The following is a 19,269-nucleotide window of genomic DNA, read 5'->3' on the forward strand; positions in this document are numbered from 1 at the left end:
CTGGGTGGACGTCGCGATTCCAACGGACATCGGTTCCCGGATCCCAGTGGGGTTCGGCCTCTGATCTCCCTTGGAATCGTGTCCACCCGGACTCGGGACTCATTCGATCGGGTTACATTGGTGGATAATCTCGAACTGCTGTTCTAGTATCCTGATCGTGGACCAGCTGTCCTTCTACTCGGCAGAGGCTCGGCGGGCGGACGTCGCCGACCTCGCGGGCATGCTGTGCGGACCGGGGCAGGCCGTCGGATTCGGCCGCGGCACCGCGGCCCGGCTGTCGGTCGTCGTCGACGCGGAGTGGCGCGCCCGCCACCTGCTGGCGGCCTGCGCCGAGCGCCGCGTCCAGGCCGAGCTCGGCCGTTCCGACGAAGGCCGCCCGCTGGTCCGCACCGCGTTCCGCTCAGACCTCACGGGCCTGGCCGCGCACTGGCTGCGCGGCGCCGTGAAGTCGGTCCCGCCGAAGTTCGTGCCGGACGGCTGGGCTCTGCGGATCTGGGCGCTCACGGCGGGCACCGCCGACCACAACGGCTACCGCCTCGGCCTCGACCCGCACGCTCCCGACACGCACGAGCCGCTCGCCGAGGCCCTGCGCGGCTGCGGCCTGCCGACCAAGACCGTGGGCGCCCGGGCGGGTGGGCCGGCCCTGCGCGTGACCGGTCGCAGGCGCCTGGCCAGGCTCGCCGAGCTGGTGGGACCGCTTCCGGATGGTGCGATCGAGGGAATGATTCCGCTCGTCTCCTGAGCGGGTTGACGCACATCACGCCAGGTCACGAAACGGAACACCTGGGTAACCCGATACGTTCGTACAACAGGACGTCGACGAATATCGGCGTGTTATATGCAACCCTGTGCCTTCCCGGTGCCGCACGGCGAACCGCGCGGCGGCACACTCCGGGGACACGACATGGACGGGCGCCGGGTGCAATGGATGCTTCCGGAAGAAGAGAGCAGGTAAGCGTTGGCTGGGTCGACACGAACGAAGAAGGCCGGCGGCGGGGCCGGTCGGGCTTCGGGGTCTCCCAACGGGAACGGCTCCGCTACCCGGCGCTTGGTGATCGTCGAGTCACCGGCGAAGGCCAAGAAGATCGCCTCGTACCTCGGCTCTAACTTCATCGTGGAGTCCTCGCGTGGGCACATCCGCGATCTCCCGCGCAACGCCAAGGACGTGCCCGAGAAGTACAAGGGCCAGGCGTGGGCGCGGCTGGGTGTCGACGTCGAGAACGACTTCGAGCCCCTGTACCTGGTGAGCGCCGACAAGAAGTCGACGGTCACCGAGCTCAAGGACGCCCTCAAGCAGGTCGACGAGCTCTACCTCGCGACGGATGGTGACCGCGAGGGCGAGGCCATCGCCTGGCACCTGCTGGAGACCCTCAAGCCCAAGGTCCCGGTCCGCCGGATGGTCTTCCACGAGATCACCGAATCGGCCATCCAGGCCGCCGCCGCGAACCCGCGCGACCTCGACCAGGACCTCGTCGACGCCCAGGAGACCCGCCGCATCCTGGACCGCCTCTACGGCTACGAGGTCAGCCCGGTGCTGTGGAAGAAGGTCATGCCGAAGCTCTCGGCGGGCCGCGTGCAGTCGGTGGCGACCCGCGTCGTCGTCGAGCGCGAGCGGGAGCGGATCCGCTTCGTCTCCGCCGAGTACTGGGACATCGCCGCGACCATGGACGCCGGCCCGGACGCCTCGCCGCGTCGCTTCGGGGCCCGCCTGGTCTCGGTGGACGGCGCCAAGCTCGCCACCGGCCGCGACTTCGGTCCGGACGGGCGGCTGAAGAACTCCGACACCAAGGTGCTCGCCGAGGCCGAGGCCCGGCAGCTCGCCGAGGCGCTGACCGACGCCCAGCTGCGCGTCTCCAGCGTCGAGGAGAAGCCCTACACGCGTAAGCCCTACGCGCCGTTCATGACCTCCACGCTCCAGCAGGAGGCCAGCCGCAAGCTGCGCTTCTCGGCGGACCGCACGATGCGCACGGCGCAGCGGCTGTACGAGAACGGGTACATCACCTACATGCGTACCGACTCCACGACGCTGTCGGAGACGGCGATCTCGGCGTCGCGCAACCAGGCCCGCGACCTCTACGGCGAGCAGTACCTGTCGCCGCAGCCGCGGCAGTACAACCGCAAGGTCAAGAACGCGCAGGAGGCGCACGAGGCGATCCGCCCGGCGGGCGAGAGCTTCCGCACCCCCGGCGAGGTGGCCAACGAGCTGTCCAACGACGTCGACGGCTTCAAGCTCTACGAGCTGATCTGGCAGCGCACCATCGCTTCGCAGATGGCGGACGCCAAGGGCACGACGCTGTCGGTGCGCATCAGCGGCACCGCGACCAGCGGTGAGGAGTGCACCTTCGCGGCGTCGGGTCGCACGATCACGTTCCCCGGTTTCCTCAAGGCCTACGTCGAGGCCGTGGACTCCGAGGCCGGCGGTGTGGCCGACGACGCCGAGTCGCGGCTGCCGCAGCTCACCCAGGACCAGCCGATCACGGCGCCGGAGCTGGAGCCCGACGGGCACACCACCAACCCGCCGCCGCGCTTCACCGAAGCGAGCCTGGTCAAGACGCTGGAAGAGCTGGGCATCGGCCGCCCGTCGACGTACGCGTCGATCATCAGCACCGTGCAGGAGCGCGGCTACGTGTGGAAGAAGGGCTCGGCCCTCGTTCCCTCGTGGATCGCCTTCGCCGTGGTCGGCCTGATGGAGCAGCACTTCGGCAGGCTGGTGGACTACGACTTCACCGCCGCGCTGGAGGACGAGCTGGACGGCATCGCGGAGGGGCGCGAGGAGCGCACCCGCTGGCTGTCGGGCTTCTACTTCGGCGGCGAGGTCGGCCCGGACGACTCGATCGGCCGCGCGGGCGGGCTCAAGAAGCTGGTCGGTTCGTCGGTGGAGGAGATTGACCCGCGGGCGATCAACTCGATCCCGATGTTCGACGACGACGAGGGCCGCACGATCTACGTCCGCGTTGGCCGCTACGGGCCCTACCTGGAGCGGACGCTGGAGGACGAGACCGCGCAGCGGGCGAACCTGCCCGACGACCTGCCGCCGGACGAGCTGACGGTGCAGATCGCCGAGAAGCTGTTCGCCACGCCGATGGAGGGCCGCAGCCTGGGCACCGACCCGGAGAGCGGTCACGAGGTCCTCGCGAAGGAGGGCCGCTTCGGTCCCTACGTGACCGAGGTCCTCCCGGAGGGCGACAAGTCCAAGCCGCGCACGGGCAGCCTGCTCAAGTCGATGTCGCTGGACACCGTGACCATCGACGACGCGCTGAAGCTGTTGTCGCTGCCGCGGGTGGTGGGCACCGATCCGGAGTCGGGCAACGACATCACCGCGCAGAACGGTCGCTACGGCCCGTACCTGAAGAAGGGCACGGACTCGCGGTCGCTGGAGACCGAGGACCAGATCTTCTCGATCACCCTCGACGAGGCGCTCAAGATCTACGCGCAGCCCAAGCAGCGGGGGCGTCGTGCCGCCGCGGCGCCGCTGCGCGAGCTCGGCGATGCCCCGGACACCGGCAAGCCGCTGGTCATCAAGGACGGCCGCTTCGGCCCGTACGTCACCGACGGCGAGACCAACGCGTCGCTGCGCAAGGGCGACTCGGTGGAGGAGCTGGCGATGGACCGCGCGGTGGAGCTGCTGGCCGAGCGCCGCGCCAAGGCGCCCGCCAAGAAGAAGGCTCCGGCGAAGAAGTCGACGACGTCCAAGAGCACGGCGTCCAAGTCGACCGGAACCAAGACCGCGTCGAAGTCGACGGCCTCCAAGTCGACGGCGTCGAAGAGCACGGCGGCGAAGAAGACGACGGCCTCGAAGTCGACCGGAACCAAGACGGCGTCGAAGTCGACGGGAACCAAGACGACGGGAACCAAGACGGCGGCGAAGAAGACGTCGTCGTCGACCACGTCGAAGTCCTGACGGACGCGTCGGTGCGGCGTCGTAGAGTCGTGCCCGGATAGCTCGGCACGAGGGAGTTGACGCGATGCGCACCGGCGCTCCGGAGGTACCCGCGACCGGGGTGTGGGCGGAGGTCGTCGGCCAGCCCGACGCGGTCGGCATCCTGCACGCGGCCGCCGACGCGGCGCGCAGGCAGGTCCGAGGCGAGTCGGTGCCGCCCGGCGCGATGACGCACGCGTGGCTGTTCACCGGACCGCCGGGTTCGGGCCGGTCGATCGCGGCCCGCGCCTTCGCCGCGGCGTTGGAGTGCGAGGACCCGGGCACGCCCGGCTGCGGGCGCTGCACCGGCTGCCGCACGGTCCTGCAGGGCACCCACGCGGACGTGAAGCTCGTGGTGCCGGAGGGCCTGTCGATCTCGGTGGCGGAGATGCGCGCGCTGGTGCAGGCCGCTGCGCGGCGCCCGAGCACCGGTCAGTGGCGGGTGGTGCTGATCGAGGATTCCGACCGGCTCACCGAGGGCGCTGCGAACGCGTTGCTCAAGGCGGTCGAAGAACCGCCTGCGCGCACCGTTTTCCTGCTGTGCGCGCCGTCGGACCACCCGGAGGACGTCTCGGTGACGATCCGCTCGCGGTGCCGCGTGCTGCAGTTGCGCACGCCGCTGGCGAACTCGATCGCCGAGGTGCTGCGCGAGCGCGACGACATCGATCCGCAGCTGGCGGAGTGGGCGGCCGAGGTCTGCGGTGGGCACATCGGCCGGGCCCGCCGTCTGGCCACCGACGAGCAGGCTCGTGAGCGCCGCGAATCGGTGCTGCGGATCCCTCTCGGGCTGCAGCGCTTCTCCGACGTGTTCACGGCGGCTTCGGGTCTGGTCAAGCTGGCCGAAACCGAGGCGGTCACGGCGAACGAGGACCGCAACGAGTCCGAGCGCGAAGAGCTCAAGACGGCGATGGGCGCGGGCGGCACGGGCAAGGGAACGGCGTCGGCGACCCGGGGCGCCAACGCGGCGTTGAAGGAGCTGGAGAAGCGCCAGAAGTCGCGCGCCACCCGTTCCCAGCGCGACGCCCTGGACCTGGCGCTGGTGGACCTGGCGGGCTTCTACCGCGACGTGCTGGTCACCCGCACCGGATCGGGCGCGGTCCTCAACCACCCGGACTTCGCGCGCTCGTCGGCGAAGGCGGCTGCCGAGTGGACTTCGGAGTCGACCTTGCGGCGCCTGGAAGCGGTCCTGGCGTGCCGCACGGCCCTCACCCAGAACGTCAAGCCCCTCATCGCGGTGGAAGCCATGCTCGCGACCCTCTTCACGGGCTGACGGCTGCGGGGGATTCGAGTTTCGCGCGAGATTCGAATCGTTGCGGTCGGGACTCCGGTCAGTGCTTGGCGTTCCGGCGGGGGACGGCTGCCACGAGGATCGAGCCGAGGAGCAGCAGGCCCGCTCCGGCCCAGAACAGCGGGACCACGAAGTAGCTGCCGCTGGTCAGCGCGAGAGGTTCGGTGCGCCCCTGGTAGTGGCCGACCGGCCCGGCTTCTGGCGTCTGACCGGCGGCCGCGCCCCCGGCTGCGGGCGGTGCGCAGTTGACGCCACCGGCGGGCGCAGCGGCCCGCGCGACCTGCTCGCCGAAGGAGATCTGCGCCAGCGCGGTGGGCAGTCCCAGCTTGGTGCCGTCGAGCACCTTGAGGTCGAAGAGCCTGGAGGTGCCGCGGAGTTCGGTGCCCTGCCCGTCCTGGGTGAGCTCGCCGACGCTGAGCCGCAGCACGCCGGCGTCGAGGACCTGCCGGTCGAGGCCGGGGATCGGGGGCACCGGCAGATCGGCGGTGGGGTTCGCGGCGTCGAGCACGGCGATCTCCTTGCCGCCTTGGCTGACCCGCAGGACCGGAGCGGTGTGGTCGATGCGCGAGGTGGCGGGGTCGCCGGTGGCAGTGGCCGTCAGGGTCGGTGTGCCGACGACGTCGATGGAGATCTCCTGCGGCGAGCCGGTGAGCAGCTTGACCTGCGAGATGTTCAGCTGCGACGTGGAGGTCACGGCCTTGCCGCTCTGCCCGGGCACGTCGGTGAGCTGCACGTGGGAGTGCGCTTCGGCGACCGACGGGATGTCGAGCACCGCTCCGTCCAGGCCGGGGACCTGGTTGAGGGCCGAGCCGGTCGCCAGCGAGTAGCGGGCGTCGGACAGCGGCGCGACCCCGCAGGGCCCGGTCTGCTCGTTCCACCGCGCGTGCACGGTGCCGTTCATGCCGCTGAGCTTGACCAGCTGGTCGGCGGGGGAGGGCGGCAGCGTCAGGGCGCTGGTGGTGGGCGATTCGTGGTCGGAGAGCGCGTTCTGCGCGAGCCCGCCGGGTACCTGCGGGGTCCGCCCCATGATCCCGACGCCGAACGGCGAGGCCTCGGCGATGGAGCGCTCGTGCGCGAAGTACGACTCGGTGTTGACCTGCGCCACGGCCCGGCCCATGCCGGCTTCCAGCACGGCCTGCTTGGGCAGCTTGGCCTCGAACTCGGGGTCGTTGAAGAAGGAGTCGCCGGGCGCGGTCGCGGGCAGCAGCCGAACGATGCCGAGCATCGTCCCGGCGTCGCCGATGACCGGCCGCGAGATGTTCTCGGGAACCCGCCCGGGGGGCTGGTTGGGGTCGTTCGGCTGGGGCGTGGGCGTCGTCGGGTACGCGCTCTCCGCCATCGCCGCCGGCATCGACATCCCGGCCATCGCCAGGGTCACCGCCGCGCAGGCGCAAACTCGACGAAACGCGCGCATCCCGCATCCTCCGTGATAGGCGTCACTGCCCCGATGGATGTATCAACGATCACATCGCCGCCGAGTGACGGCCGAACCGCGGTTTCGCTCAGGACACCGACGTCATCGGTCGGCCGGACCCCCGGCGAACCCCCGGAAGTCGCCCGCTACACTTGTCCACGCACTGCCGCCTTAGCTCAGTCGGCCAGAGCGACGCACTCGTAATGCGTAGGTCGGGGGTTCGATTCCCCCAGGCGGCTCGCAGTGAAGACCGCAGGATCACCCAGGTGACCTGCGGTCTTTCTTTTGGGCGGATCACTTCGGGACCGGCGCTCCGCAGCCACCCCGCTGAAGTCCTCGAATCCGCGGACGGGGTGACGGTTGATCGCGTGTCCGAGCTGGGTGGAGCTACTGGTGGTCCGCTTCCCGGTCGGTCGTGGTCGGCGCTCGGGAGCGCAGCGCGCGGGCCGTGTTGTCGAGGTAGGTGGCGAGGCGTTCGTAGTCGTCGGGGGAGTACCAGCCGTCGGCGACGTCGGGCAGTGCGATCTCGAAGGACTTGATCACGCCGAGCATCCGCATGGCGATGTCGCGGTCGGTCAGCACGAGGGTTCCTGCTCCGGCATCGGGACTGCGGCGAGGTCGTGGGCCAGCCGGTTGCAGTCGACGCAGGTCGCGAAGAACCAGGCGATCTCGCTGAGGTCGGCGGTTTCGCTCGCGCCGCACAGGGCCGTGAATTCCTCGCCGTCCCTTGGCCTTTCGGTCGTCGCGTGACGACCCCCGGCGGCCGGTCGCCAGCAGAACGGATGGGGCGAGTAGGTGCGCGCTTGGTTCATGGGAGAACTGTTGCGCTGGTCGGAGGGCGGTTTTTGCCTCCGTGGCAACCATTCGATCGGGTTACACGTGCAGTCCGGAGCGGTAGGCCATGCCGCGCAGCTCCCGGCCGATCGCGTCCCGTTTCGCCTTGGCGAGCAGTTCGGAGAGCACCGAGCGCATGAACGGGTGCCGGTGGATTCGGGCCGGTGAAATCGTTTCCGCGCGGCGCAGCATCAGAACGGCTTCGTCGCGCTGCTTCGGCAAGCGTGCCAACGCGCGGCCGCACTCCCGGTAGTAAGCGCTTCGCCGGGTCGGGGACGGCAGTGCTTCGACGTCGACGGTTTCGGCGATCTTCGCCGCTTCCGCGTGCTCACCTGATTCCAAAGCGACCGACATGCGCCAGACACCCACGTTGCTCGGGCCGAACCCGAAGTCGAACGCGTTGCCCTCACCGGTGTGCCGGGCGAGGTCTGCGGCCGTTTCGAGGGCAGCGGACCGCTGAGTTTCGTCGCGTTGTGCCGCGAAGACCAGTGAGGAAGCGAGAGTCAGCATGCCGGAGAGCTGCATGGCTTCGTCGGTTCCGGTGCCCGGGTCAGCTCTGTCGAGTGCCTGCGCGGCGAGGTCGAAACCTCCCGCTCCGAGGAGTCCGAACGCCGTGCCGAACGTGCTCACCGCGCTGTGCAGCGGTTCGTCGAGGTCTTCGGCGGCGCGCTGAGCGAGGGAGACCGCTTGCCAGGCGAGGTCCTGGCTCGCTCCGATGTCGCCTAGCCAGGCTTGGGTGCCCTGCACATGGGTGAGCACCAGCATGCGCAGGATTTCTCGGGAGTCGCGTCCGGTGAGCAGCGTCTGGTGCAGATCCCGAAGCAGGGAGGGGAGTTGCGCGCCGACCAGCGCGTACTCGCATCGCCGTTGAGCGGTCAGGAGTGCATCGACTCTCGTCCTGAGCGGGTCAACCGGAAGAACGTGACCCCGTGGTTCGCCCATGCTCACCGCCAGGAGCGTCAGCCGCACCTCGCTCAGGGCGCGGTCCTCGCCGGCTTCCTGCGGGCCCGCCAGCGATGCGCCGGTGATCTCGCTCGGCGCGACTTCGAGCGCGTCGGCCAACGCCGCGATCAGCGAGCGCCTGTCGAGCGCACGATCGCCGGACTCCAGCCGGGAGAGGTAGGACGGGGAGATCCCGGCCAGACCCGAGACCACCGCCAAGGATTTGCCGCGTGCTTTCCGGATCTCGCGCAGCTTCGTGCCGACACCATCGGTCATGCCCGATCACCACTCTTCGCAGGCGATTGCTCTTCGCGGGATCTGCGACCCCGTGCGGCGGCACTTCGAGGGTATCGAGATCTCGACTTCACGACGAGGAATCGCGCGACACGTCGGTGTCCTTCGCTGTTGACTGGATTCGGAGCGTGGCGTTGAGTCCGGAGGAGTCCCTCAAGGCCATCGTCGATGTGCTCAACGCCAAGGAGGCTGCGCTGTGACGTCATCGAGCACGCCGAGGGGCTGGCGGAAGTCCTCGCGATCTCAGAACGGCGCCGACTGCGTTGAAGTGGGGAGTCTGGGTGGGGGTGCGGCGGCTGTGCGTGACACCAAGGACCGGGCGGCGGGCTACTTCCGCGCCGATCCGGGGCAGTGGGCCGCGTTCATCGAGGCTGTGAAGACCGGTCGGTTCGCCGGCTGAGCGGGAGGTCGGGATGGTGGGGTTCGAGGACGTCGTCGGGGCCGCTGGGCGGTTGGAGGGGGTCGCGCATCGGACTCCGGTCCTCCGGTCGCGGTTGGTGGACGAGCTGGTGGGCGCCGAGGTGGTGTTCAAGGCCGAGAACCTGCAGCGTATGGGGGCTTTCAAGTTCCGGGGTGCGTTCAACGCCGTGTCGTTGCTGAGCGAGGAGCAGCGGCGGGCCGGGGTGGTGACCTACTCGTCCGGGAACCACGCGCAGGCGATCTCGTTGGCCGCGCAGCTGCTCGGCGTGCCGGCGACGATCGTCATGCCGCACGACGCTCCCGCTTCGAAAGTGGCCGCTACCAGCGGTTATGGCGGGCATGTCGTGCGCTACGACCGCTACTCGCAGGATCGTGAGGCGATCGGGAAGGCGCTTGCCGACGAGCATGGCCTGACGCTCATCCCGCCCTACGACCACCCGGACGTGATCGCCGGGCAGGGGACCGCGGCCAAGGAGCTCTTCGAGGAGGTGGGCGACCTCGACGCGCTGTTCGTGCCGCTCGGCGGAGGCGGGCTGCTGTCCGGAACAGCCTTGACCACCAGGGCTTCCTCGCCCGGATGCCGCCTCATCGGGGTCGAGCCGGAGGCCGGGGACGACGGGCTGCGGTCGTTGCGCAGCGGGGAGATCGTGCACATCGACACGCCGCGGACCATCGCCGACGGGGCGCAGACCCAGCACCTCGGGCAGCACACCTTCGAGGTCATCCGCAGCGCCGTGGACGAGATCCGGACCGCGAGCGATGCCGAGCTCGTCGAGGCGATGCGGCTGTTCGCGACGTACCTCAAGATCGTCGTCGAACCCACCGGATGCCTCGGGCTGGCCGCCGTGCGCGATGCCGCGAGCGAGTTCGCGGGAAAGCGGGTGGGCGTGATCATCAGCGGCGGCAACGTCGACCTGGCGCGCTACGCCGAGCTGCTCGCTGGCCAAGAATCAGTCACGTGACTTAAGATGGTGGGTATGAACCCCGCGACCTCACGGGCGAACGCCACGAAGGAGCGCATCCTCGACGTCGCTGAACGGCTCTTCGCCGAGCAGGGCGTCTTCGCCGTGTCCAACAGGCAGATCAGCGAAGCCGCAGGTCAGGGTAACAACGCGGCCGTCGGCTACCACTTCGGGACCAAGGCCGACCTGCTGCGCGCCATCGTGCGCAGGCACGCCGAACCCGTCGAGGCCAACCGCGAGCGGCTGCTCCGCGAGTGCGGCGAGTCCCGCGAGGTGCGGGACTGGGTGACGTGCCTGGTGCTGCCGACCGTCGAGCACCACGCCTCGCTGCGCGACTCGACGCTCGCGCGCTTCACCGCACAGCTGATGAGCGATCCGTCGCTGCGGGAACTCGTCGTGGCCGAAAGCATGTCCGGCCCGACGCTGATGCGGGTGATGGACGGCCTCAACAAGTGCCAGCCCGACCTCCCGCTGCGGGCCAAGATCGTGCGCAATGACATGACCCGGCACGTGCTGGTGAACATGATGGCCGAGCAGGAACGCGCTCTCGCCGACGGAACAGCCCGGTTGACCTGGGAAGAAACCGCTGACGACGTGATCGACGCGCTCACCGGGCTGTGGCTGGCCCCGGTCACCGGGTGATCCACCGCGCTCCTCGTGGAGAAGAGGGAACTTGAGCTCAGTCCTGATCGTGGGTGCCGCGGCAGCAGGGTTGACCACAGCCGATGCCTTGCGGCGCAAGGGGTTCGACGGGTCGCTGACGGTGCTCGGCGACGAAGGGCACCCGCCCTACGACCGGCCGCCGCTGTCCAAGCAGGTGCTCGCCGGGACCTGGGAGTCCGGGCGGACCAGCCTCCGCAGCGCGGAAGCGCTGGAGAAGCTGGACGCGGAGTTCCTGCTCGGTGATCCGGCCGTCGCGCTGGACTCCGAGACGCGGACCGTGCGGACCGAATCCGGGCGCGAGCTGCGGGCCGACTCCATCGTCGTGGCCACCGGCGTGCGCCCGCGCCGGCTGCCCGGGCAGGACGAGTTCTCCGGGGTGCACGTGCTGCGCACCCTCGACGACAGCATCGCGCTGCGCGCCGAGCTCCTGGGTGCCCGGCGGCTGGTCGTGGTCGGGGAGGGCGTGCTCGGCAGCGAGATCGCCGCGACGGCGCGCGGCATGGGCCTCGACGTCACGCTCACCGGACCGCTCGCCGCGCCCATGGCGGCTCAGCTCGGCCCGGAAACCGCTGCTGCGCTGGGAGAACTGCACGCGGACCAGGGCGTTCGGCGCCGGTTGGGCGCGGCCGTCGACGGACTCGTCGGAGAGGGCGGCAGGGTCGGCGGAGTCCGGTTGGGCAGCGGTGAGGTGCTGCCTGCGGACGCCGTCGTGGTGGCCATCGGAGCCGACCCGGTGACCGGGTGGCTGGAGGGTAGCGGTCTGCGGGTCGACCGGGGCCTGGTCTGCGACTCCCGCTGCCGGGCCGCTGCCGGGATCTACGCCGCGGGGGACGTGGCGCGCTGGGAGCACCCGGACTTCGGCTCCCTCCGGTTGGAGAACCGGACCAATGCCGGTGAGCAGGCCATGACCGTCGCCGACAACATCCTCGGCGCCGACCGCGCCTACAGCCCGGTGCCGTACTTCTGGACAGACCAGTTCGACGCGAAGATCCACGTCTACGGGGTGGTCTCGCCCGACGACGAGGTGACCGTGGTCGAAGGTGACCGCGCCGAGCGGCGTTTCGTGCAGGTGCACAGCCGCGGCGGCAGGCCCGTCGGCGTCCTCGGCTGGGGGATGCCCAAGCAGACCCGTCAGCACCGGAAGGCCCTGGTGGAGGCGCTCAGCCCGGCGGGGTGATTCCGAGGGTCGCGCCGCGTCGGTGTGGTGGTGGGGAAGTTTTCATGAAAACTTCCCCACACCACCAACAAACGACGGTTCTGCCGTGGGTCAGTGGGCGGCGACTAGGTCTTGGGCTTCGTCGTCCTGTTCCGTCTCGACTCGGACCGCGGCGATCTGCCTGCGTCCCCAGCGCTCGGAGAAGCCGTAGCGGTTGCCGAGCTGGGCGCCGGTGATGGGCTCACCGATCTCCAGCGACAGCCGGTAGTCCCGGCGCGCGAACGTCCGCTTGTCCTCGTCGCTGAGCGGGTCCGCGGGCACCGGGGGCAGGGTGAGCGTCTGCTCGGACAGGTGCGGGCGGTCGTCGAGCTCCTCGTCCCGGGAGGCCGCGTCGTCCTCCACCGGTGTCCGGTCCGACGTCTCCTCCGGCTCGCTTTCCCGCTCCTCGGCGGCGGTTTCGCGCTGGGCGAGCGGCTCCGGCTCCTCGCGCACGAGCGCGGTGTCCTCCGGCTCCCGGCCGGGCTCCGCGCGCTGAGGGGGGAGTTCCTGGGTGGGGCGGTGCGGCCGGGGCGCGACGGGCGCCGGTTCCGCGCGCACGGGTTCCGGTGGCAGCGCGGGCGCCGACGACCGAGCGGGAGCGGGGTCCTGGACGGTGTCGACGGCTTCGCCCCTGACCTCGTCCTGCTTGCCGAGACCGGCGATCTCCGAGACGGGGATGTCGGTGACCTGGCGGCGGAAGGCGCCCGACGTGCCGTCGCGGTCGACCAGCCAGCGCAGCACGAGCAGTCCCGGGCGCAGCCGCAGGCGGCGCTTGCCGTGCCGTTCCTCGAAGTCCGCGCGCAGTTCCGCGAGCACCACGTCGAAGACCGCGACGGCGGCGACCGGCAGACCGGCAGCGACGATGCGGGCTTCCGGGGTCAGCTGGTGGATCCAGTTGATCCACGACGAGATCGCGGTGAAGGTCCACATCAGCAGCCGGCCGCGCACGGCGCTGCGGCCGTAGATCGAGGCGCGGTAGGTGATCAGCGTGGCGCCGAAGGCGGCACCGTCGAAGGTCGCCGGGATCAGCCAGGCGGTCCAGTAGCTGAAGCCGACCATCTGGTCCTGCCCGTAGGCGTGCAGGCCGACGAAGCTGGCGCCCCAGCCCATGAGGGCGGCGAGGGCGACGAACCCCAGGGCGGCGCGGGAAAGCCAGAGCCCGTGGCCGGATCTCGTACTCGGTTGCTCGCTCAACGTCGGTCCAATGCAGCCGGGTCATCGCGGGACCCGCTGATGGTAGACAAACACCACTCGATCAGGTGACAACGCGGGCGCGTTAAACATGCATTGTTATTGACGACTCCTCGCCACGTCCGCGAACTTCCCAGTTCATAGCCCCTCGGAGAGGGGCGCGGAGAAGCGAAGTGATCCCGCGCTCACCGCTCCGTGCGGAACGGCACCGTGAGCCACGGACTCTCGTGCTTCACCATCAGCGCGCGGTGCGCCTCCAGGACGTCGGTGTAGGTGGGGCCGAACGCTTCGTCGTCGAAGTGCAGGCAGCGCCCCAGGACATAGCCGACCGAGAACTCCTCCCACGAGGAGTAGCGGGACCGGACTTCCTGGCCGACCAGGTCCAGCGCCTCGTACATCTCGGACTGGGTGGCGTACCGGGCGCCGCGACCCCAGCGGGCCATCTTCGACGCCCGGCCCAGGTCCCAGGCCGCGACCGTGCGCACGTAGCCGTCCGGGGGCAGCAGTTCGTCGGCGCGGAACCGCGCCTCGTAGCGGATGATCTTGCCGACCAGGCCGGACAGGAAATCCGCGTAGGAGTCCACTTCCGGGCTCCCGCCGCGTTCGGCCGACGCCCCGGGCACGTTCGCCGCGATGTTGTTGCGGAGGGTGGTCTCCACGCACTCGCGCCACCGCCCGGGATCCACCTGCGGTCCCTCGGTGCTGATCAGGAAGGTGCGCGCGCCGAGCACGAAGTCCCAGTCCGAGGTGCTGACATCGCAGTTGAGCAGCCGGTTCTGCAGGTTGATCCAGTCCTGGCGGACCTTGACGCCCCAGCCCTCGGACAGCCGCTCCACCTCGCCGCTGTAGCCGATGCCGTGCCAGTCGAGGTTGTTCCACGCCTCGCCGTTGAGGAAGCACAGGTGCGCACCGCAGGCCAGGCCGTGCAGCAGTTCGGTCGGCTCAGCGCCGCCGCTCGACCTGGTGACCAGGCGGTTTCCGCTGAAACCCGTTGCCGCGCAACCGTCGATGACGTCCTGCCAGCGCTCCCGCTCGGAGTCGGTGACCTCCAGGTACAGCTCGCACGGGGTGTTCGCGTTGACGGCGAGCACCTCCACCTCGTCGGGGATGATCTCGGTGAGCGCGCGGAGCGAGACGAACTCGTACACCAGGTACGGGTGCGGTCGCGGCAGCATGTCCTGGGTGTAGACGAAGGTCGCGATCCTGCCGTCGCCCAGCGTCGAGGTCACCATCTGCCGCTTCGCCGGATTGCTGTGCGCGTGCACCAGCGCCACCGGGTGGTACGCGCCGACGGCGGCCAGCACGCGCAGGTACGACCACGCGTCGGAGTCGACGAGGGCGGCGCAGAGCTCTCTCTCGACTGCTGTCGGCGGAACGAAGGCTTGGTCCCTCGGGATGATCGGCACCACCTCGTCGTGGTCGTCGACCTCACCCACGGTGTAGTACGGGCCGAAGGCCCCGCCGAGCTGAGGAGTCACACCGACGAACTTACCCAGCGCGATCGGGCGGGGCCGTCGTCTGCGACAACTTGCCAACGGGGCTGTTCAGCGAGGCCCTCACGAGGTCGCGAGCGCTCCTTCGAAGTCCGCGATCAGGTCTTCCGGGCTCTCCACGCCGACGCTGACGCGCACCAGGTCGTCGGTCACCCCGAGGGCGAGCCGGTCCTGCGGGCTCATGCCCGCGTGCGAGGTGGCGGCGGGCCGGGTGATCAGGGATTCCACCCCGCCGAGGCTGGGCGCGTCGAACGGCAACCGCAGCCGGTCGATCAGCTCCTGCGCCGCGTCGACTCCGCCCGCCGGGCGGAAGCTGAGCATTCCGCCGAAGCCGTCGAAGAGCTCCGCGGCGCGAGCGTGATCGGGGTGCGAGGCCAGGCCGGGGTGGTTGACCTGCTCGATCTCTCCTCGCCCGGCGAGGAACTCGGCCAGCCGCAGCGCGTTCTCGTTCTGCGCGCGCACCCGCAGCGCCAGCGTCTTCAAGCCCCTGGCCAGCAAGAATCCGGCGTGCGGGTCGAGACTGCCGCCGAAGTGGTTGGCGGTGGTGCGCGCCCGCTCGACGTGCTCGGCGCTGCCGACGATCGCACCGGCCACGATGTCCGAGTGCCCGTTGAGGTACTTCGTGGCGCTGTGCAGGACCAGGTCGAATCCCGCGGTCAGCGGGCGGAAGTTCACCGGCGTGGCGAAGGTGTTGTCGATCAGGCCGATCAGCCCGCGGTCCCGCGCGAACTCCGCGATCTCCGGCAGCCTGCCGACCCGCACCAGCGGGTTGGTGATGGTCTCCACCAGCACCGCCTTGGTCTCCGGGGTGCGCGCGGCCTCCCAGGTCTCCGGGCGCTGCGGGTCGATGAAGGTGTAGCTCCAGCCGAAGTCCGCGGCGTGGTGGGTGAGGAAGTCGTGCGTGCCGCCGTAGAGGCAGTCGCCGACCAGCAGGTGGTCGCCGCTGCGCAGCACGCTGTGCAGCGCCGTCGAGATCGCCGCCATCCCGGACGCCGTGGCCAGGCCTGCTTCGGCGCCCTCCAGCGCGGCGAGCTTGTCGTGCAGGTAGGTCTGCGACGGGGTCGAGTTCAACCGCAGGTAGCGCAGGTCGTGGTAGTCGGTTCCGCTCGGCACCGAGTACACCGTGCCCTGGTAGATCGGGTACACCACCGAACCTTCGGGCCCGGCCGCCGCTCGCCGCCGTGCACGGCCCGGGTCTCGATGCGGTCCTCGTCCATCTCGCGGCCCTCCAGGTGCTCGCCACCGCTCATCGCTTGAGCAGCGGGGTCGGTTCGCCGGGCAGAGCCTGACACGTGGAACAGCGGCGGCGGCCGCGATCTGAATCGAAGCCGCGCAGCGTGCCGACGCGCCGGTAGGCCCTGCGGTTTTGACCTGTTCGGGTGACTCTCGGTTGGGTGGAAAGGCGTTCCGGGGTCCTTTTCGGAAATTCCTTCACTCCCATGCACCCTCCGTGTCCTCTCCCCGGACCGAGGGGGACCACTCCTGAGGCGTTCACCGGGAATCGCGGGAGAAGGGGACTCTCGGTGCTCGATCTGATTCTTGTGGTGGATTGGCGAGGCGGTCCACTCGTCGCCGTTGAACACAAGTCGGGGCTTTGTGATCGGTTATCCGGAAATGCGCGGGGCGACGGGCTCGGCTCCAATTCATTTCGGGCTGCCCCGACGCCGGATCGAATTCATCCGGCGTATGCCACCGGAATTCACCGAACCGATAGGCGCAAGGCGCCGACGGTGCCAGGAGTGAAGCACAATGGCATTTCGAGAAAGACCCTTGGTACATGATGTTCTGGGCTTCCTGCTCACCGCCGGGCTTTGCGCCGGCGGAATCACCGCAGCGACGGTCGCTGTGCAGGATGCCCACCCCGAGCGGAATATCCCGGCTACGCAGCAAGTCGCCCGCGTCGTGGCCGTACCCCCGATCGAATCAGGACCACCAGCTCGCAGGCCCGCACCGTGGGTCGCCCCGACGCGCGGCGTGATCACCAGCGGGTTCGAGATGCGGTGGGGCGAGATGCACAAGGGCGTCGACATCGCCAACGAGATCGGCACGCCGATCAGGGCCGCGTCCGAGGGCACGGTCATCGATTCCGGCCCGGCCAGCGGGTACGGGCTGTGGGTGCGAATCGCGCACGCCAACGACACGGTTTCCACCTACGGGCACATCGATTCGGCCCAGGTCGAGGTAGGCCGAAAGGTCCAAGCAGGTGATCTGATCGCGACGATGGGCAATCGGGGTCAATCCACCGGTCCGCACCTGCACTTCCAGATCGAGATCGGAGGGCAGCCGGTCGACCCGGTCTCCTTCTACGGGGAGTCGCGGTTGCTGACCGATTGGCCCGCGGAATAAGAACCCGTGAAACGGCGGAGTTCGCCCTGATGGCGTAGCTCCAGCGCATCGGCGCGCCGCCGGAACCCGTTCGGCCCACCCGGTTGAACGGTGTTCCGGCGGCGCTGCCACAGTGTCCTGGCCCGGAACCCGCGTAGATCTCTCCGGCATCGCGCCACTCACTGTTATCACTGCCGGGTATTGCGAGGTTCGCGGCGTTCGAGTCCAGCGGTGATCACTCGGCGCAGTCGATAATGGACCTAAAGGACCAGTCGAGAGTCACCCTCCTGGCCGATTGTCGTGGAACTCCGGGAGCCACTTCGATCGCACTAACGCGCTGGAAGGACATGTGATGGAGCGAGTGGAAACGGCCGGGATCATCGGCGGTGGGGTGCTCGCCGAGGACCGCCAGCAGGGGGACTGGGAGCGTCGGATCGCCCAGCGATCCGAGGAGCTCTACCGGGAGCGCATCGTGCAGCGGCTGATGCTCGTGTGGGCCGTCCCGGGAAACCTGCTGCTGGCGGCGGTGGGATCCGCGCTGCTGGCGTTATCGGCCTCGGTGGTGCCCGCCGTGGTGACGTTCGTGATCGCCGCCGCGTCCGCGGGCGTGGCGGCGATGTACGTCTACCGGCAGCACTTTAAGGTGCGCACGGTGGACACCGACCTGCGCGCGCTGGAAAGCGCGCACCGCGAAGTACTGCTGGACGAACTGGGGACCGGCGACCTGCTCGACGCGCACAAGCGCTACCGGGCGCAGTTGCCGGAGTTGATCGAGCGCTACCGCCACGAGGCGCGCAGCGACCGCTGGAAGGACAGCGCCCTGCAGGGCGTGGTCATCGGGGTGTCGATCGTCGCCGCGACGGCGACGGCGACGGCGGCCGCCGTTCCGGAGATCCGGTGGTTCGCCATCGGTTTGAGCCTCCTGGTCGCGGTATCGGCCGCCTACGCCGGGTACACCAAGCACCGCGACCGGGCCGCGTCCTGGCAGGAGACCGCCGACGCGCTGGAACGCGAGTACGAATCCGTGGAACTGCGCGTGGGTCGCTACCGCCGTTTCGGTTCGGAGCGCGAGGCCTACGCCGAATTCGCCGAAGCCGTCGAGGCTTTGCGCGCCGAGCGGGCTCGCCGGTTGCCGTCGGCAGTCGGTGACGGGCTCAAGCAGTAATCAAGATCGGTACTCCTTCCCTCGATGGTGAAGGAGGGGTCGTGCTTGGCGATCACGGATTGTTGATATTTCCTACGTAAGTGATCGCTGAATAGTGGCAGGTGCTTCTTCCGTAATCTCCGCCGAGCGCACAGGACTCGGCTTGTGCGCAGAGAGGAGCATTGCGATGAAGCGCACCTTTACCGCGGCGGCCGCCGTGCTGGCCGGTGGCGCCGGTGCCGTCGGTTTCGCGGCCACGGCCACAGCTGCCGAAACCCCGCAGCTGCCGGCATCGCTGCCCACGGACAACGGCGTGGCCAACACCGCGTTCCACGCCGCCGGAACCCTCGCCTCGGCTCAGAAGACCGTCGGTGACGTGATTCCGCTCGACGAGCACCTCACGGGCCGCTCCGGCGACCCGGTCAGCCAGGTCGTCGGCGGCACCCCGGCCGCGGGCCTGGTCAAGCCCGTCGTCGACGCGGTGCAGAACGCCAGCACCGGTCACACCCACAGCCTCGACCCGGCCTCCGCGCTCGACGAGGTGCCGATGCCGGTCGGATCCACCCTTCCCGCCGGGAAGAGCGGCCTGCCCGGCCTTGACGCTCTCGGTCCGGTGACCGACGTCGCGGGCGGCCTGCCGGTGGCGGACTCGCTGCCGGTCGGCAAGAGCGGCCTGCCCGGTCTCGACGCCCTCGCCCCGGTGACCGACGTCGCGGGCGGCCTGCCGGTGGCGGACTCGCTGCCGGTCGGCAAGAGCGGCCTGCCCGGTCTCGACGCCCTCGCCCCGGTGACCGACATCGTCGGCAGCCTGCCGCTGGCGAGCTCGCTGCCGGTCGGCAAGAGCGGTGCGACCGATGCCCTGCCCACCACCCTCACCGGAACGCTGGACCAGGTCACCCAGACCGTCCCGCAGACCAAGCCCGGTCAGGCTCAGGCACCCACCAACATCGTGGGCGACACCCTGGGCAACGCGCTCGAGAGCAACACCGAGCTCGGCGGCACCGCGCTGCCCGCGGGCAAGAGCGGCGACCCGGTCGGCGGTCTGGCCGGCGGACTCCCCGTCGTCAGCGACGTCCAGGGCCTGACCGGCAAGGCCGGCTCTCCGTTGGACAAGGTCAACGACGTCGTCTCCCACGGCCCGCTCGGCGCCGCCACCCAGCTCGGCGGCTGACGAACTCCCCGTTC

17 protein-coding genes and 1 tRNA gene are annotated in these 19,269 nt (G+C 69.8%); 11 read left to right on the forward strand and 7 right to left on the reverse strand.

The features are described 5' to 3' along the window. The first annotated feature begins 157 nt into the window (after positions 1 to 157). The 3 genes from ACYVF3_RS11155 (at position 158) to ACYVF3_RS11165 (ending at position 5,189) form a co-directional block, all read left to right on the forward strand. Positions 158 to 742 carry a hypothetical protein gene (locus tag ACYVF3_RS11155; RefSeq protein WP_461154146.1) on the forward strand — a complete coding sequence of 195 codons (585 nt, stop codon included), beginning with the start codon at positions 158 to 160 and terminating at the stop codon, positions 740 to 742. 306 nt (positions 743 to 1,048) lie between these two features. Further along, complete coding sequence (topA, locus tag ACYVF3_RS11160; protein ID WP_461154147.1) at positions 1,049 to 3,901, forward strand: type I DNA topoisomerase; 2,853 nt, start codon at positions 1,049 to 1,051, stop codon at positions 3,899 to 3,901. A gap of 64 nt (positions 3,902 to 3,965) precedes the next feature. Beyond that, on the forward strand, positions 3,966 to 5,189 hold the full coding sequence (locus tag ACYVF3_RS11165) for a DNA polymerase III subunit delta' (RefSeq protein ID WP_461154148.1): 1,224 nt from the start codon (positions 3,966 to 3,968) through the stop codon (positions 5,187 to 5,189). A 58-nt stretch (positions 5,190 to 5,247) separates the two neighbouring features. Here ACYVF3_RS11165 and ACYVF3_RS11170 read toward each other — a convergent pair whose 3' ends face one another. Continuing rightward, entirely contained in the window at positions 5,248 to 6,621 is a 1,374-nt protein-coding gene (locus tag ACYVF3_RS11170) for a hypothetical protein (RefSeq protein ID WP_461154149.1), read from the reverse strand. Positions 6,622 to 6,786: 165 nt separating this feature from the next. Between ACYVF3_RS11170 and ACYVF3_RS11175 the strand changes: the two genes are divergently transcribed. Beyond that, a tRNA-Thr gene (locus tag ACYVF3_RS11175) sits at positions 6,787 to 6,860 on the forward strand. A 148-nt stretch (positions 6,861 to 7,008) separates the two neighbouring features. Here the strand turns inward: ACYVF3_RS11175 and ACYVF3_RS11180 are convergent. From ACYVF3_RS11180 to ACYVF3_RS11190, 3 genes are all read right to left on the reverse strand, one after another. Continuing rightward, a complete protein-coding gene (locus ACYVF3_RS11180) occupies positions 7,009 to 7,203 on the reverse strand; it encodes a hypothetical protein (RefSeq protein WP_461154150.1) in 195 nt (64 codons plus the stop codon). Beyond that, a complete protein-coding gene (locus ACYVF3_RS11185) occupies positions 7,197 to 7,433 on the reverse strand; it encodes a zinc finger protein (RefSeq protein ID WP_461154151.1) in 237 nt (78 codons plus the stop codon). Before ACYVF3_RS11185 ends, ACYVF3_RS11180 begins: the two co-directional genes overlap by 7 nt. 61 nt (positions 7,434 to 7,494) lie before the next feature. Then, the gene (locus tag ACYVF3_RS11190) at positions 7,495 to 8,673 is read right to left on the reverse strand and encodes a helix-turn-helix domain-containing protein (protein ID WP_461154152.1); all 1,179 of its coding nucleotides are present in this window, start codon (positions 8,671 to 8,673) and stop codon (positions 7,495 to 7,497) included. A gap of 214 nt (positions 8,674 to 8,887) precedes the next feature. Here ACYVF3_RS11190 and ACYVF3_RS11195 point away from each other — a divergent pair, with 214 nt between their 5' ends. From ACYVF3_RS11195 to ACYVF3_RS11210, 4 genes are read left to right on the forward strand one after another with little or no spacing between them, the layout of a single operon-like run. Then, complete coding sequence (locus ACYVF3_RS11195) at positions 8,888 to 9,091, forward strand: DUF397 domain-containing protein (RefSeq protein ID WP_461154153.1); 204 nt, start codon at positions 8,888 to 8,890, stop codon at positions 9,089 to 9,091. A gap of 13 nt (positions 9,092 to 9,104) precedes the next feature. Further along, positions 9,105 to 10,073 (forward strand): threo-3-hydroxy-L-aspartate ammonia-lyase, encoded by a 969-nt coding sequence (locus ACYVF3_RS11200; RefSeq protein ID WP_461154154.1) that lies wholly within the window; start codon positions 9,105 to 9,107, stop codon positions 10,071 to 10,073. A 15-nt stretch (positions 10,074 to 10,088) separates the two neighbouring features. Next, positions 10,089 to 10,715 (forward strand): TetR/AcrR family transcriptional regulator, encoded by a 627-nt coding sequence (locus tag ACYVF3_RS11205; protein WP_461154155.1) that lies wholly within the window; start codon positions 10,089 to 10,091, stop codon positions 10,713 to 10,715. A gap of 31 nt (positions 10,716 to 10,746) precedes the next feature. After that, the gene (locus ACYVF3_RS11210; RefSeq protein ID WP_461154156.1) at positions 10,747 to 11,913 is read left to right on the forward strand and encodes an NAD(P)/FAD-dependent oxidoreductase; all 1,167 of its coding nucleotides are present in this window, start codon (positions 10,747 to 10,749) and stop codon (positions 11,911 to 11,913) included. A 90-nt stretch (positions 11,914 to 12,003) separates the two neighbouring features. Here ACYVF3_RS11210 and ACYVF3_RS11215 read toward each other — a convergent pair whose 3' ends face one another. The 3 genes from ACYVF3_RS11215 to ACYVF3_RS11225 all read right to left on the reverse strand — a co-directional run bounded on the left by ACYVF3_RS11215 (position 12,004) and on the right by ACYVF3_RS11225 (position 15,764). After that, positions 12,004 to 13,125, reverse strand: a complete 1,122-nt coding sequence (locus ACYVF3_RS11215) for a DUF2637 domain-containing protein (protein WP_461154157.1) — start codon at positions 13,123 to 13,125, stop codon at positions 12,004 to 12,006. A gap of 182 nt (positions 13,126 to 13,307) precedes the next feature. After that, positions 13,308 to 14,600: a DUF1266 domain-containing protein gene (locus tag ACYVF3_RS11220; protein ID WP_461154158.1), complete on the reverse strand. Its 1,293-nt coding sequence runs from the start codon at positions 14,598 to 14,600 to the stop codon at positions 13,308 to 13,310. 78 nt (positions 14,601 to 14,678) lie between these two features. Then, the gene (locus tag ACYVF3_RS11225; protein WP_461154159.1) at positions 14,679 to 15,764 is read right to left on the reverse strand and encodes a trans-sulfuration enzyme family protein; all 1,086 of its coding nucleotides are present in this window, start codon (positions 15,762 to 15,764) and stop codon (positions 14,679 to 14,681) included. Between the two features lie 621 nt (positions 15,765 to 16,385). Between ACYVF3_RS11225 and ACYVF3_RS11230 the strand changes: the two genes are divergently transcribed. The 3 genes from ACYVF3_RS11230 (at position 16,386) to ACYVF3_RS11240 (ending at position 19,255) form a co-directional block, all read left to right on the forward strand. After that, on the forward strand, positions 16,386 to 16,961 hold the full coding sequence (locus tag ACYVF3_RS11230) for a M23 family metallopeptidase (protein ID WP_461154160.1): 576 nt from the start codon (positions 16,386 to 16,388) through the stop codon (positions 16,959 to 16,961). A 331-nt stretch (positions 16,962 to 17,292) separates the two neighbouring features. After that, on the forward strand, positions 17,293 to 18,105 hold the full coding sequence (locus ACYVF3_RS11235) for an SLATT domain-containing protein (protein ID WP_461154161.1): 813 nt from the start codon (positions 17,293 to 17,295) through the stop codon (positions 18,103 to 18,105). Positions 18,106 to 18,271: 166 nt separating this feature from the next. Next, a complete protein-coding gene (locus tag ACYVF3_RS11240) occupies positions 18,272 to 19,255 on the forward strand; it encodes a hypothetical protein (protein ID WP_461154162.1) in 984 nt (327 codons plus the stop codon). The last annotated feature ends 14 nt before the right edge of the window (positions 19,256 to 19,269 follow it).

The sequence above is a fragment of the Saccharopolyspora tripterygii genome, assembly GCF_054778355.1.